Origin of the sequence: Streptomyces beijiangensis, assembly GCF_017315755.1 — a bacterium.
In the GTDB taxonomy this organism is placed as follows: Bacteria; Actinomycetota; Actinomycetes; order Streptomycetales; family Streptomycetaceae; genus Streptomyces; species Streptomyces beijiangensis.
Map to the genome: position 1 here is coordinate 1 of NZ_JAFLRJ010000208.1, position 226 is coordinate 226.

Consider the following 226-nt stretch of genomic DNA (forward strand, 5'->3'; position numbering starts at 1 on the left):
GCCAGTAGCCGCCATGGCCCCCGCACCTCCGTGATCCGTAGCGTCGAACCATCAGAGCAACGGACAACGCGCGGATCCGGAAGGCGGAGAACACCATGGGGCTGCGACGCGGCAAGCGGGACCAGGGCGACCTGCACGTCACCACCACGGGCGACGCGGGGAGCGACTGGGCGGTCGAGCTCCGTGGCGTACGCCGGCAGTACGGCCGCGGAGCCTCCGCGGTCCA